Consider the following 15,624-nt stretch of genomic DNA (forward strand, 5'->3'; position numbering starts at 1 on the left):
AGCCCTACCAGCATTATCTGGCAACACCTGCTCCGGCAGAAGAGATTTCCCGACGATCACGACCCGACTCTTCGAGAAACGGTCGCTCTCCGGCCTGTTCTGCATATTCCGAACGAAACAACCAGTCGGCGGTGACGGATTGTTCCTGATGAAAGTCCGCTTCCACCAGCGCCAGCAGGTCTGCTGCCCGCTCCGGGGCCGAGAACTCGCTAACTTTCCCCATCGGCTGCACTTGCACCGGCCAATCCAGGGCAGACCCCTCCGGCGGGGCCATCGGCTGCATCTCATTCGACTCAGTGGGAGGCCGGTCCTGCGTCCCCGCTTCTTCACTGGCCGGTTTGCCGTTCCGGAGCAGAACGTCGCGCACCAGCTGCGGCTGGGCATCTTCCCCTTCTTTCAGGAAGATTCGCCAGCGCCCCTCATGCAGCTTGTGGAACAGCCCCGAGAGGTCGTTCAGGATCAGCTGGGCTTCGTCGCCGAAGACAGCCCGCCGGATCGGCAGTCCATTGCGGTCGAGTTCAACCAGTCCGTCCGCACCGACTTTCTCGATCAACACGATCCGCTCGTCGTGCTGCACCTCCGAGTCGGTGAAGGTTTGAATGTCGTGCGTCACATTAAACGAGATCACGCTGCTGCCGGTCGTGGCCGAAACCGTGCCGATCTGGACGCGCGGCGCCTCGATCGGCGGGACGACGATGGACAGGTCATAGATGAAGAAGAAGCCGATGCCGGTTCCGGGGACATCTGCATACGAAGTGACCGACACCACTCCGAGGTCGACTCCGGCTGCGGTGAAGGTGATGTTCCGGTCGTCGTAGAGAGTCATCGTGATCGGAATTGGATTGGCCGGGTTCGCGGGATCGGGGTTCGCCCAGTACTGGTGATTGAAGCTGAACGTCCCAGGGCCGACTCCCGGTGCGGGGCCAATCAGCTTGCCGGTTTCGGCGTCGCGATACATCTGCCCGCTGTCGATCACTTCCATCACCGGCCCGTTGACGTCCCAGGTGATCTGGAACACAAAGGTGTTGTCCCCGGGCCGTCCGAATTCCCCGTTGATGACCGCGATCCCTGTGGGAAGGACCTGTGGAGTTGTGACGTTCTGCAACAGCGGAGTCGGACTGGTGACGGAACCGGTGGAACTTTTCACCACGAAACCGGGCTGATACAGCACTTCCCGGGCGGCAGCGCCGGTAATGCTGACTCCCTGCAGGTCATAGGCAACGGGCGTATCCAGCAGGATCAGATCGGTCCCCGCATTCAGGGTGATGTGTCCGTTGGCCCCGCCCGCGAAGATCGGGGCGCTGACTGTGAGATGATCATCGTCTCCCCCATCGGCGATTGCGAAGAGGGTCACTTCGCCGCCGGAGAAGTTGGCAATGGCATTGGCGACCGTGAGTGCACCCACGTTGTTGACGAGAATCCGGCCATTGCCCGTCCCGGAATTGATGATGCCGTTCAGTGTCGGCAGGATGCCGTCGTTCACCGAGCCGATGGTCAGTGGGCCGCCGACGTTGTTGTCGATCCGCACATCGCCGCTCAGCCGGTTGAGCACCGCCAGGTTGCTGACCGCCGTTTCCAAGGCGTTGCCGCTGCCGACTCCCGTGGCAGCATCGATTCCGAGATTGGCAGCGACCACATCCGCCCCGCCGGTGTCGCCCCCGTCAATGATTCCCCCGTCACGAGAGGTCAACCGGACATCTCCCCCGGTGACGACTCGTCCCACGGTGACCGAGGTCTCACCCCGCAGATCAATGCGGCCGGTCTGGGAAGTGATTGTGGCACCATCGGCCATGACCAGCTTGCCGGTGGTGGTGTCTGGAGAATTGGGATCTCCCCCGGCAATCACCAGCGTGCTGCCGGAGGTTGTCGAGATCGAGCCCTGGCTGCTGAACAACACATCACGGCCGGCTATCACGCGGACCGTTCCCGTGGTGGTCTGAAGGGCGTGTTGAATCTGGATGTCGGACGTGGCTCCCTGGCTGCGAAGTTCGACATCTCCACTTGTCGCTGTGATCCCGGAACCGGTGGAGAGCACCCGCAACGTTCCGCCGGTGGTGATGGTGACATCATTCGGAGCGGCCGCCTGCTGGTCGACTCGCTGAATGTCGAGGCCATCGGTTTCGATCAGGGTCACGCTGCCGGAATTGCGGTTGATCAGATCCAGCGAGCCGACGGTGGTCCGTATTGGCGAAACGCCCGCACCGCTATCGATGACGAGTCGACCTGCTGCGGCGGTAATATTCAGCAGCGACCCGTTGGCACTGTTGATGTTGCCGGTCGTCGTCAGTGACACCGCGGCATTGTCTTCGCTGAGTGTGATCAGCCGTCCCAGCGTGATTTGCCCGTGTGCATTGAGGCGGATCTGTCCCTGACCGGCGTTCAGCACGGCATCGGCGGACTGCAGAATCTGTCCGCTTCCGTCAGTCGCGCCGGCTTCCACATCGATGCGGCCGGACTGCGAAGTGACATCTCCCTGGGCATTGAACGTGACATCATTCCCGGCCGACCGCAGCAGAATGTTCCCCTGTGTCGAGGTGATGGTGCTGTTGATGTGCAGATCTCCGTTGCCGTCGTTGTCGGCATCTCCGGCGATGAGCGTGATCGTTCCCCCCTGTGTGGTCTGCACGGGCCCCTGAACGGACAGTGTTCCATCCTGCGTGCGGATGTCGATCTGACCCAGCTTGTTGGTCACTCCATTCACAATGAGAGCCTGATCACCCGCACCCGCCAGCTGTGTCAACAGGATTTTGCCACTGACGGCGTTGACCGCTGTCACCGTCTGCACCTCGAGATTCAGTGCCTGTGTCGATCCAATGCCCGTGGCAGCGCTCAGCGACAGATCGGCTGCACGGACATTCGCCAGCGAGTTCGCCTGCACATTGCGAATTTCTCCGGCGCCGTTGCCGACGAAACCCGCCACCCCGTTCTGATCGGCGGAGATCACGACATTGCCCCGCACGTTGTTGAGGTCACGGTCGGCGTCAATCCGTCCCAGTTCGACATCTGCGGGAGCCCGCACAGTGATATTTCCGGAGTTCGAACCGATCAGGGCATCGGTCCGCATCAGCAGGGAGGCGGCGGTGTTTCCGGTGGTGACTCCCGTCCCCTGATTGAACAGCACGCCCGCCCGGGCTTCGATTTCTCCGGTATTCGTCAGGACTCGCGAGCCGGTCTCCAGCACGAGAGAATTGCCCGCGAGCAGCGTCACTTTCCCGGCTCCTCCGGCCTGCACGTCCTGACCGGCGGCAACGGTCAACGTTCCGGCAGCAGCATCCGCTGCGAGTGTGACATGGCCCGCGTTGTTGGTGACGTTCCGGTTGATATTCAGAGAGCCGGGGGTGCTGATGGTCACGGCATCGGTGGCTGCGCCGGCGGTGATCGATACGCCGCTCAGGCCATCGACCGTTCCCACGGTCAGTCCACCGGTGACATTGCGAACCTGGATCGCCCCGGACTGTGTCGTGGCGGCCAGCGTGGAGACCTGCACCTCCAGCGGATTACTGACGGAGATCCCTTCGGCAGCCCGGATGGCGAGACTCTGGGCGATGATATTCACCTGTGTCTCATCCGCATCGAGAATTTCACCTTGATTGCTGGCATCCAGTGCGACCTGTCCCGTTCCGGCTTTGATCTGCCCGATACTGAGATCCCCGGCGGCCAGCAGGCCGGTATTGATCCGGACATTGCCATTGGTCGTCTGCACGCGGCGAGCGATCAGCGAGTCATCTTCGTTGACCGTCACCCCGGCGGTGGATGGTGCACCGGCCAGATCGATCTGAATCTCGCGGACATGGGTGTTCAGGGTCGTGGAACCTCCGGCAGATCCCGAAACGAAAATCAGATCATCGGCCGTCAGTTTGCCGAGGTCCCGCCCCGAGGGGTCGATCACATCGTGCGTCCCGGTGAGCCGCAGCTGGCCGTTGCCGACATTCACGCCGACATCCGGCAGAACCAGTGTTCCTCCCGCATGCAGGCCGACACGATCGCCGTTTGTCAGGACCAGGGCATTCCCCAGCGTCCCGACATCGAGATTGCCGGTCGTTTCGATCAGCAGTGTCGCCGCTCCGGGGGATGGATTGATGGAACCGGCTGCAGCGCTGAGATTGCCATTCACTTTCAGGTACAGCGAACTTCCCGTTCCGGTGGACGAAAGATTCAGCAACTGCCCGGTCACGACAGCGTCGATGGCGTTGCCGGTCCGGGATTCGAAATCGGTGATGTTCCCAATGTTCCCGTACGCGGTCAGGCTCAGATTCCCGGTGCGGATCAGTGTCTGCCCATCATTGCCGTCAATCAGGTTGCCGCCGGCGCTCAGACTGACCGTTCCGTCGGTTCCCGGGACAGCTCCTCCGAGAGCGGTGATCCCCCCCGTCAACGTCAGATCCGAAGCCCGCGAGGCATCGGCATCCCCGGCGGTGACAGTCACGTTCCCGGCAGCACCGTTGGCGGCGCCGCCGGAAGCCGTCACATTGGTCAGCAGCACAGCTCCATCATTGGTGCTGATCGTGACATTCCCCCCCGCGGCGTTCGTGGCCCCGGTTGTGACAATGTCTCCCCGCAGCTCGATGCGTCCTGTCCCCTGAGCCGTCAACTGCACATTCCCGGATGCAACTCCCGCAGCACCGGTGGTGGTGATGTTGTTTCCCACTGTCGATGACAGATTCCGACCCGCAGTCAGGAAGACATTCCCTCCGTGTGTCACGACATCATCATTCAGCGTGATGTCGGAGGTTGCTCCGTCGGCAATCAACGTCACCGAACCTGTCTGAGACTCGATTCCCCCATCATTACTCTGGACGGTCAGCGCGCCGTTGGTGGTGGCAACGCGGACATTTCCATTCCCTTGCTGGGTGACCGAGCGAATCACCAGTGCATTCGTTTCCTGAATGTCGATGTTGCCGGAGGTCGTGTTCGTTGCCCGCAAGCGGTTGACCGTCGTTTCAATGGCGTTGGCAGAACCGATGCCGGTCGCGGCGGTCATCGTCAGCTGTCCGTTGGCGGCATCGACGTTAGTGACCAGATCGCCCCCATCGACAATCGCTCCCTGACGAGAAGTGATTTGCACCGCATCATCGCCGGCGTGTGTTGTTCGCAGCCCACCGAGTGTGATATCCCCCGCCGCTGACAGTTGAATGCGGCCGCTCCCCGCGTTGATCAATGAACCGGCGTCCTGAGTGATGGCGCCGGTCCCGGAGAGATCGGCATCGGCTCCCAGCGTGATGTCGCCAGCAGTCGACGTCACATCGCCGTTTGCCCCGAACACGAGGTTTCGACCCGCACTGAGATTCACCGAGGCCGAGGCCCCTTGAATTCCGCTGTTGACAACAAGATCGGCGCTCGCCCCATTCGCCTGCAGCAGGATGGTGCCACTACCATTGGTCCGGATTGCGGTTGCCCCACCGTGATCGACGGTAATCGAGCCGTTCGTGGTTCGCAGATCGATCGTCCCGGCTCCGGTCCCCTGTATCAGCTGGCGAACCGTGATGGAATCCGATTCCCGGAGCGAAATGTTTCCGGAGGTGCTGTTCACCGCATCGAGGGTATCGATTTGTGTGTCGAGTGAAGTTGCAGAGCCGATCCCTGTCGCTGCGCGGATCGTGACCACGGCTCCGGCCGAGTTAGCCACGAGATCCAGTTGCGTTTCGCCGCCATCGACGATGCCTCCCGAAACGGATGTGATCCGGACGGCATTGGCGGTCGCATTCGTCGTCCGCACCCCCGTGAGCGTGATGTTCTCGTCGGCGCTGAGTTCAATTGTTCCGGAGCCAGCATCGATCACCGCCGTGGCTGCCATCAGAATCGCACCGCCGCTGCCATTCTGCTGGTTGTCGGCATCGGCGACGACGCTCACCGCCCCGCTGGTCGAACGGATGGCCCCGGCGGCCGTGATCGTTACGTCGTCATTCGCCCACAGAGTGATGGCAGCAGAATCACTGATCAACTGGGAGTTGATTATCAGGTCATCGCTGGCGGTCAGTTGAATCGTTCCGTTCCCGGAGCGGGTGTCGATTCCCCCATTCACCACCACATGAACTGTCGACAGGTTGACTCCTCCGGCCGCGGTGGTTGTGACCAGACCATTCAGCGTGGTGGTGCCGGTGCCGGCCTGCTGGGTGAGGGTGCTGGCGGTGAACGCCTGCTGGGCGGTGACGTTGTGGGCGTTCTGGATGGTGACCGCACCGAGTGAACGAACCTGCCCGACCGCGCCGCTGAACAGGACGTTACCGGCAGCACCGGCCTGAAGGGTGAGGTTCTCGGCTCCGGCGGTGGTGCCGTTGAGTGTGGAGTGGAACGTCACATTCCCGCCGTTGGTGGTGAGCGCCACACTGCCGGTGAGAGTGGTGGCAGCATTGAAGGAGATGGGATCACCGGTGGTGGTGATGTCTCCAGCCAGCGAGACGTTGCCGGTGCCGGTCTGGGCGAATGCCCCATCCAGCAGGAAGTCAGCGGCAGCGGCGATGGTCAGCAGTCCGCTGTTGGCGAGGGTGACCGCTCCCCCGTTGTTGGTGGTGACCGCTCCCTGGAATGTGAATGCGTTGCCGGTCAGCTGGATCCCCCCCGCACCACTGGTGCTGAGGGTGCTCTGGAATGTGGTGGTGCCGGTGCCGGCCTGCTGGGTGAGAGTGCTGGCGGTGAACGCCTGCTGGGCGGTGACGTTGTGGGCGTTCTGGATGGTGACCGCACCGAGTGAACGAACCTGCCCGACCGCGCCGCTGAACAGGACGTTACCGGCAGCACCGGCCTGAAGGGTGAGGTTCTCGGCTCCGGCGGTGGTGCCGTTGAGTGTGGAGTGGAACGTCACATTCCCGCCGTTGGTGGTGAGCGCCACACTGCCGGTGAGAGTGGTGGCAGCATTGAAGGAGATGGGATCACCGGTGGTGGTGATGTCTCCAGCCAGCGAGACGTTGCCGGTGCCGGTCTGGGCGAATGCCCCATCCAGCAGGAAGTCAGCGGCAGCGGCGATGGTCAGCAGTCCGCTGTTGGCGAGGGTGACCGCTCCCCCGTTGTTGGTGGTGACCGCTCCCTGGAATGTGAATGCGTTGCCGGTCAGCTGGATCCCCCCCGCACCACTGGTGCTGAGGGTGCTCTGGAATGTGGTGGTGCCGGTGCCGGCCTGCTGGGTGAGAGTGCTGGCGGTGAACGCCTGCTGGGCGGTGACGTTGTGGGCGTTCTGGATGGTGACCGCACCGAGTGAACGAACCTGCCCGACCGCGCCGCTGAACAGGACGTTACCGGCAGCACCGGCCTGAAGGGTGAGGTTCTCGGCTCCGGCGGTGGTGCCGTTGAGTGTGGAGTGGAACGTCACATTCCCGCCGTTGGTGGTGAGCGCCACACTGCCGGTGAGAGTGGTGGCAGCATTGAAGGAGATGGGATCACTGGTGGTGGTGATGTCTCCGGCCAGCGAGACGTTGCCGGTGCCGGTCTGGGCGAACGCCCCATCCAGCAGGAAGTCAGCGGCAGCGGTGATGGTCAGCAGTCCGCTGTTGGCGAGGGTGACCGCTCCCCCGTTGGTGGTGGTGACCGCTCCCTGGAATGTGATGGCTCCTCCGGTGAACGCAATGTCCCCCGCCACGGTGACTGCGGATTGTGCGAGGATCTGACTGGCTGCCGTGACGGTCAATGCTCCCAGTGCTCCGCCGGCTGCTGTACCGACTCCCTGGGAAAACTGCACCGTTCCGGACGGCGCGGTCAGGCTGAGCTGATGTGCTGCTCCGGTGTTGCTGTTCACCGTTCCGTTGAACAGGATGTCAGAATTCTGCGAGACAATAACGACGCTGCTCATCAGCACGACCGAATGGTCAAAGCGAATCTGTCCCAGTGAGGTGACGTTGCCTCCCAGCTCGGAAGTCCCTCCCCCATTCACCAGCAAGCTTGAGATCGCTGCACTGTTGCCGATGGCTCCATTGAACTGAACCGTGTCAGCAGTGGTGATCGTGAGGCTGGAGGAGGTCCCGGCGTTGCCATCGTCATTGATCGTGGAGTGGAACCGGATCGCAACGGTGCCGCCCCCGGTCGCTGCCGCGGAGAGGGCTGTCGTGTTGAGGAGAGTGACCGCTCCCTGATATTCCTGGCTGCCGACACTGGAGATCACCCCGCCCAGCTGCGCCGTTTGCGAAACAGAAATATTCTGAGAAGAGCTGATCCCGAAACGGGCATCCAGATTCCCCGCGACAGTGATTGAGCCGGAAGTGGTGGCGACATGGTCGGCGGCGGTCAGGTCGCCGCTGATGTGGATCGAGCCCGCGGTGAGTCCCCCCGCAAGTGTGGTGAGGTCGTGCACTCCCGCGGCGACTGCCCCTCCGATCGTAGAGGAAGTGCCTTGCAGGACCAGGCTGTGAGGCCCGCTGACATTCCCTGCGATCTCGATTGCGGAGCTGGCGGTCACCTGCACGTCTGCCGTGAGCGAGACGTGATCGGCCGCGGTTGTCCCCAGCTGGACGGAACCGGCCGTGGCGGTGAGGTCGCCTCCGAGTTCGCTCGCTCCCGTCACCCGTACTGACTGGGCCGTCAGCGTCGATTCGGTGTCGATCGTGTCTGCCAGGAAACTCGAGATGCCGGTCGCGGCTCCCTGAAACTGACCACCCCCTGTGATCGTGAGGGCGTGGCCGTCTCCATTGAAAGTGGACGCGAATTCGATGGCTTCGCCGTCGGCATCGGTATCCTGTCCGGTGAGCGTCAGATTGCTGCCGGCAATCACCGTGGAGTGGAACTGCTGCTGGCCGACCGTGGTGATCGATCCTCCACTCAGACGAATTGTTCCCCCACCGGCTGCCAGCTGTTGCAGGGAATCGGTGGCGCCAACTCCCCCCTGAAACCGGACTTCTCCCCCGTTGGTCGTGACCGACAGGGAGTAGTGCGTTCCCGCAGCACTGTCGACCGTCTGGGCGAATGTCACGGCTCCCGGACCCGCTTCATCAATGATCAGATCATTCAGCAGAATCACGGCGTCATTGAATGTGACCGTTGAGCCGTGCACCTGCAGCAGTCCCCCCTGAATGCGGGTCGTGCCATCGGCGTTGGTCGTCAGAGCCGACAGCCGGTCGACTCCTCCAATGGCTCCGTTGAATGTCGTGATGCCGGATGCGGTGGTGTTCACCGTCAGGGAGTTTCGCTCTCCGGACTGACTGTTCAGCAGGGCGTCGAAAGTGATGTTGTGGCCGGTCAGCGTGATATTGTTTTCGAGCAGGACCGAGTCGCGGAACTGTTGATTTCCGGCTGTGGAAACATTGCCCCCGAGCGTGGTGGTCCCCTTGGCGTCGGTCTCCAGGTTTCCGGACAGCTGGACCGTCGATGCGAACAGGGTTTGTCCGGAAGCATTGACGGTCAAATTGGTCAGCGTGGAGATTCCGCCGGTGAACGTGACATCGGCTCCCGTCACTGTCAGATTCTCTGTTCCCGGGGAACCCTGCAGGCTGGAGTCAAACCGCACTGTTCCAGCGGTCGAAGTCAGAACATGGGAGCCGGTCAGGGTGACCCCGGTGCGGTACCGCTGTTGACCGGCGGTGGAGACATCACCCGACAGAACGATGCCGGTGCCGGCATTGGCGTCGAGCTGTTGCACTCCCGTGACACTGGCGAGCAGCAGTTGTGTCGCTGCCGCTAAGGTGAGATTGGTAGTGGCACCGCTGGCTGCCAGACTTGCCTGGCTCAGGTCGATTTTGCCCGAAGTCGAAGTCAGGCTGAGGCTGGAAGAGAACGAGACCATTCCCGACAGGGTGAACTCGCCCGCTGTCAGGTCTCCATTGAGGGTCAGGGAATCCGCGAGCAGTTCGAGATCAGCGACATCGATGACTGTGGAAAGTGAAATCGTCTGGCCACTGAGTGTGACCTGGCTGAGGTGTGAGAGCGTGTCGGACAGGGTGATGGTGCCCATCGCCGAGACCTGCAGATTCTCACTCCCAGCTTCTCCCTGCACCGTCGCGTCAAACGTCACATCGCCTGTGGTCGACGTGAGCGTTCGATCGCCACTGAGCGTCACGGCGTTGTGATAGTTCTGGTTCCCGCTGGTGGAGACGTCTCCCTGCAGGTTGATGTCGGATGCTCCGGTGACGTCCAGCGATGTAGTCGAATTCACACTCTGCAGCGTGACGACATCAGCCGACAGAGTGACCGCTCCCAGATTGGAGAGAGTGTCGCTGAACGTGGCTGTGCCGTGGGCGTCGACGTTGAAGGCTTCAGTGCCAGCTTCTCCCTGCACCGTCGCGTCAAACGACACATCGCCAGCGGTGGACGTGAGCGTTCGATCGCCGCTGAGGGTCACGGCGTTGTGATAGTTCTGGTTCCCGCTGGTGGAGGCGTCTCCCTGCAGGTTGATCCCGGATGCCCCTGTCACATCGAGTGAAGCAACGGAACTGACGCCCTGCAGCGTGACGACATCAGCCGACAGAGTGACCGCTCCCAGATTGGAGAGAGTGTCGCTGAACGTGGCTGTGCCGTGGGCGTCGACGTTAAAGGCTTCAGTGCCAGTTTCTCCCTGCACCCTGGAGTCAAACGACACATCGCCTGTGGTGGAAGTGAGTGTCCGATCCCCGCTGAGCGTCACGGCGTTGTGATAGTTCTGATTCCCGCTGGTGGTGACATCTCCCTGCAGGTTGATCCCGGATGAACCTGTCACATCGAGCGAAGCCACCGAGTTCACGCCCTGCAGCGTGACGACATCAGCCGACAAAGTGACCGCTCCCAGATTCGAGAGGGTGTCGCTGAACGTGGCAGCGCCGTGGGCGTCGACGTTGAAGGCTTCAGTGCCCGTTTCACCCTGCACGATCGAGTCGAACGTCACATCGCCGGCGGTGGACGTCAGCGTTCGATCGCCGCTGAGCGTCACGGCGTTGTGATAGTTCTGATTCCCGCTGGTGGAGACGTCTCCCTGCAGATGGATGCCGGATGATGCGGTCAGGTCCAGCGAAGCAACCGAGTTCACACCTTGCAGCGAGACAGTGTTTCCACCGAGGGTCACAGCTCCCAACTGTGAAATTTCACCACTGAACGTGGCAGCGCCGTGGGTGTCGACGTTAAAGGCTTCAGTGCCCGTTTCACCCTGCACGATCGAGTCGAACGTCACATCGCCGGCGGTGGACGTCAGCGTTCGATCGCCGCTGAGCGTCACGGCGTTGTGATAGTTCTGATTCCCGCTGGTGGAGACGTCTCCCTGCAGGTTGATCCCGGATGCTCCAGTGACGTCCAACGATGTCATCGAGTTCACACTCTGCAGCGTGACGACATCAGCCGACAAAGTGACCGCTCCCAGATTCGAGAGGGTGTCGCTGAATGTGGCAGCGCCGTGGGCGTCGACGTTAAAGGCTTCAGTGCCCGTTTCTCCCTGCACCGTGGAGTCAAACGACACATCGCCTGTGGTGGAAGTGAGTGTCCGATCCCCGCTGATGGTGACGGCGCTGTGGTAGTTCTGGTTCCCGCTGGTGGAGACGTCTCCCTGCAGGTGGATGCCGGATGCCCCTGTCACATCGAGCGAAGCCACCGAGTTCACGCCCTGCAGCGTGACGACATCAGCCGACAGAGTGACCGCTCCCAGATTGGAGAGAGTGTCGCTGAACGTGGCAGCGCCACCCGCATGGACCGTGAAGGACTCGGTGCTGTTCACTCCGACAACAGTTCCCTCGAAAGTGATGCCATCGAAGTCGACCGTCAACGTCACGCTGTCTGCGATGATGACATTGTTTCGGTACCGCTGCAGCGCCCATGACGAAACGTCTCCCAACAGTGTGATCGTGGTCCCCGCATCAATATCCAGGCTGCCCAGGTCGGTAGCAGAGGACATGACGACGGACGTAGCAGCCACCAGAATCAGATCGCTGAACGGAGCACCGGCGATCACGGACGCGTTCGTCAGATCGATTCCGCCGGTGCCGGCGGTCATCCGAATGCCTTGCGAGAGATGAACTTCGCCAGAAAGGACAATCGAATCTGCGAGAATGTCTCCTCCGAAGGTGATCGTATCGGTCGCGGTGATCTGCAGGTCGCCGACGGAATCCAGTCCTGCCAGTGAGACGGTCTCGGCGGTAATGCTGTAAGCCTGCAGCCCGGACGAGGTGAAATTCACGGTGTAGGAACCGTGTGACTCAATTGTCAGGGTTTCGGATCCTGTCTCGCCCATCAATCCGGCTTCGATCAGGATGTCCCCTCCGGTCGAGGTCAGGGTTCGCGAGCCGGTCACCACCGCCACTTGCTGGTAGGTCTGGCTCCCGGTGGTGGTCACGTCACCCCTGAAGATCACAGTCCCCTGGACTTCAATGGAGGCCACGTCGGAGACTGTCAGCAACTCCACGTCAGGCGCTGCGAGAAAGACGTCTCCCAGCTGTGAGATTGTCCCCTGAACCCGAATTCCGGGGCCCGACGTCACGGAGAGGTTTTCGGTTCCGGTTTCGCCTGACACTGTCGAGCCGAATGTGACAAAGCCGCCACCCGATTGGAGAACGCAGTCTCCGCTGATCGTCACCGCTCCCCAGTAATCCTGGTCACCAAAGGTGATGACATCCCCGGTCAGGGTAATTCCATTTGCGGCCGTCAGGCCCACAGAATGTACGCTGCTCACCTCTGGCAGAACGATGGTGTTGGCGGTCACATAGATTCCCGCCACGCCGGAGACCGAATCGGCGAAGGTCACGTCCTGGGCCGCTTCGATCATGAAGATTTCTGTCCCGGCATTTCCGGAGACTGCCTGATTGAATTGCACTCCCCCCTCAGTGGATGTGAGCTTCAACGTGTTCTGGACGACGACGGCCCCGTGATACGACTGGTCGCTCTTGGTCTCAACGTCCTGGTTGAAATGAATGGCTGAAGTCGCGGTGACATCAAGCCCGTCCAGTCCGCTGACCCGGGAGAGAATCACGTTTTCCGTAGCGGAGAGAGTCAGGGAGACGTTGGCCGAACCTGCAGACAGCTCGGACGAATGAAAATCCACGGACCCATCCAGCGCAGAGATCGTGAGTGTCTGCTTCAGTTCGACGTGGCCCTGAAAATCGATTGAGTTGGCTGAGAGGGAATCTCCGAGCACGATCCGGTTTGCGGTCAGGCTGAGGGCATCGATGTCGCTGACCGTCCCCAGCAGCAGATCGCCGCTTGCTTCCAGTGTCAGACTGTCTGTGGCGACATGATCGCTGGTGATTGGCGCGAGGCTGAGATCGAGATCACCGCCGGTCGCCTTGATTACGACATCGGAATTGATGTGCAGCTCCCCATCGATGTGGACGCTGCGGGCGGAATAGTCACCCTCGAGGTCGATCTGCCCAGCGGTCAACTGCAGCGGATCAAACAGTTGAGCGCCGTGCAGTGTCAAATGGCCGGTGCCGGCATCCAGATGCACCGCTCCCAATTCCGACCCGATCACCCCCAGCTGGCCATCAATCGTGATGTCGTGGTCGGTTGAGGAGACGCTGAGGTTGAACAGGCCCGGGGAATGCACATCTCCGGTCACGTGAAAGTCCCCCTCCAGCGTGACCGATTGATGCATGTCGACGATCAGCGATCCCTGAATGTGGACGTCAACGGTTCCCAGCACGAAATCGGCATCGCCGAACGAAGTCGTTTCCGCAATCACACTCAGTGCTGCGTTCGTGGCAGCGGGATCGGCACCATTTCCGTACAGGGTGACATGGTCAATTCCGTCTCCCCCCTCGACGGAGATGTTCAGGAGCGGCGTCATCAGTCCGGTCGGAACGGACAGGGCCAGGAGGTCGTCATTTCCTCCGAGATTGATTTTGAGTGCTCCGGCCGTCAGATCGGAGGTAAGAATGCTCTCGTGATCGGTCCCCCCAATGGTAATTGGAACCAGAACGCCGTGGTCGTAGATGAAAATCGACTCCAGATCGGTTCCTGCATTCTGGAGCTCGATCCGGACATCGTCGGCGTCGCCGTCTCCATCGATGAGCAACTGTCCGGCCACGAGGGCTGCGGAGACACTCAATACGCGGCGTTCTTCAAGCCGTTCACACCAGAGCGGTGAGCTGAGAGGCGCCGGCAGAGGAGATTTGCCCGACAGCGACAGCGCCGAACTCCCTTTCCAGGGGAGAATTGCGTGCAGTCTGGAAATAAGGCGCATGCTGAGAATCCTGCTGCAATTCACGTAACGTCAGCCGGGCACAGGACCAACCGAATTCAAATCGTCGATTCCGCGACCGCCAGTACACGTTAAGTTGTGCCGTCTGGGCATGACGGGGGGTTTTCTGAGAATTCTGCGAAACCTGCTGAGAATAGGGGCAATGCCGCTCCATTCAGCCCCTCGAACTGTCTTGGGGCTGCTTTAAAATGCATCAACTCGGCAGCTTGAGGCCTCCGATTGCTGGAATTGCAATGATTATGCCTCCCCTGCGTCTTTGGGGGAAGATGCCAAATCGCCGGATTCCTGATGACCATTTTGGTTCCGGGCGCTTGAGAAGTCACCACTAATTAACGTATCGTGAGGTGAAAACCTCGTGGTTGGGCTTGGCCGGTAAATTGACACATTTGTTTGCGTGAGTGGGAATCTGACCTGCTAAAATCTACAGATCTCGATGAACTTGTTTACACCGCGCGGAGCCGTGTTACCTTGGTCATCATCTCCGGAGAGAATTTCCAAGTCACTCGGGGGAGGCCATTGGGAAATTACCTCAGGCAATGGAGGTAAGGTTTTACGTTGGGAGATTCAACGTGTTGGAATACGACTGGGAAAACAGTGTAGGGCATTGGGTCTGCTCGACCTCACATGCCCTGAGGAAAGCGGTGGGAGCAGCTCTGCAGAAAGAGGGAATCACACTGCGTCAGTGGGAAGTCCTCGCGTGGCTGTCCTGCAATGAAGGCTGTGGCTCACAGTCTGAACTCGCTGACGCGATGGGAATTGAGCCTCATACGCTCGCCGGAGTGTTGAGCAGGATGGAACGTGACGGCTTGTTGCAGCGGAAAGTCTGCCAGCTGGACCGCCGCAAGAACCGCATCGAATCGACGGGCAAGGCAGAAGCGATGTGGGTGCGCGTCACCGAAATCTGTCACGACTTGCGGAACAAGGCGGTCGAAGGTTTCTCCGGAGAAGAGCTGGAGATGCTGCGCATTGCCTGCGAAAAGATCCGCAACAATCTCAGTAGCGACGATCTGGTCGCTGCGGGGGCCCCGGCGGTCTTCAATTCCACGATCCGCACTGACGATTAGCGCTGGTGCCTTATTGCGGCAACGGGGCTGGACCTGCCATGAGAAGTTCCAGAAACCGCAGGTGCGCATGGAAGGTCCGCTCCGCGACATCGATGCGGTCTTTGCGATTGGTGGCAACCCGACGCGACTTCGAACGCGCCGGATGAGACGTTGCAGGTTCGATCGGGGCCGGTCGACGTGCATTCGCTTTGGATTTGCGGGGAGTTTGGACGGTCATTGCTTGGCTCCTCCAGTCAGTGAGAACCCGAAGAACGGGAGCGCTTGGCTGTTGGTATGTCCCTCCTCACCACGCGAGCGTGTGCGACGACTCGCCGTGTCGCACTCCTCGAGGTGAACGGGACTGGCAACCTGCTCCGAGCCCATCAGGTCTTACGAATCGTTTTCACTTCTCTTCCTTTCCTATCCCGGAAACTGAAGCTGATTCGAAAAAACCACGCAGCCTGTTTCGAAATGGAAACATGCCGTGGTGACGGCAACGGTAGCTGC

At 60.9% G+C, this 15,624-nt stretch carries 3 protein-coding genes; 1 reads left to right on the forward strand and 2 read right to left on the reverse strand.

The annotated features are described in order from the left end of the window. Positions 1 to 13 precede the first annotated feature (13 nt). Positions 14 to 14,056, reverse strand: coding sequence for a beta strand repeat-containing protein (locus SH664x_RS03495; protein ID WP_437205089.1), 14,043 nt, complete (start codon positions 14,054 to 14,056; stop codon positions 14 to 16). 587 nt (positions 14,057 to 14,643) lie between these two features. Between SH664x_RS03495 and SH664x_RS03500 the strand changes: the two genes are divergently transcribed. Beyond that, complete coding sequence (locus SH664x_RS03500; protein ID WP_437205091.1) at positions 14,644 to 15,138, forward strand: MarR family winged helix-turn-helix transcriptional regulator; 495 nt, start codon at positions 14,644 to 14,646, stop codon at positions 15,136 to 15,138. A gap of 10 nt (positions 15,139 to 15,148) precedes the next feature. Here the strand turns inward: SH664x_RS03500 and SH664x_RS03505 are convergent, their stop codons facing one another. Then, positions 15,149 to 15,355 (reverse strand): hypothetical protein, encoded by a 207-nt coding sequence (locus SH664x_RS03505; protein ID WP_437205092.1) that lies wholly within the window; start codon positions 15,353 to 15,355, stop codon positions 15,149 to 15,151. Positions 15,356 to 15,624 lie beyond the last annotated feature (269 nt).

The sequence above is a fragment of the Planctomicrobium aquicomposti genome (genome assembly GCF_051466325.1).
In the GTDB taxonomy this organism is placed as follows: domain Bacteria; phylum Planctomycetota; class Planctomycetia; order Planctomycetales; family Planctomycetaceae; genus Planctomicrobium.